Annotated in this window: 1 protein-coding gene; it reads left to right on the forward strand. The window is 40.7% G+C overall.

What is annotated here, in order from left to right; translation table 11 throughout:
• Positions 1 to 445, forward strand: a 445-nt coding sequence (locus tag ABNX05_RS26095) for a transposase (protein WP_349662345.1), incomplete at both ends; no start/stop codon positions are given.

Here is a 445-nt window from a genome sequence, read left to right on the forward strand (position 1 = left end):
AAAGCTGATTACACCGAGTTCAGCACTATTTTTAAATATTGTACAACTATATCCGCATCCCGCACTTTTACAGGCCCATTCAAAAACGATTATTAAAAATCGTTTAAAGGTCAATACGCGAAAAAACCTATCGCTAATGCGTGCGGAGGCTAAAGCTATTACATTATTAGAAGCAGCTGAAAATAGTTACCCAGCGATTAAACCCACAGATATTCGTTGTGATCAAGCACGAGATTACGCAGCTCGCATTGCGGATTTACTAGAGAAGAAAGATACGCTTGTGAAACAGATGGTGGAATTGTCAGAAGGACGAAAAGAATATCTAGTATTTCGTTCGATTCCCGGGATTGGCGATTCAACGGCGTGCAGATTAATTGGAGAGATTGGTGACATCCGCCGCTTTCAAAATGCGAAACAACTGAACGCTTACACAGGCATTGATATT

The organism is Lysinibacillus zambalensis (genome assembly GCF_040183165.1).
Taxonomy (GTDB): Bacteria; Bacillota; Bacilli; order Bacillales_A; family Planococcaceae; genus Lysinibacillus; species Lysinibacillus zambalensis.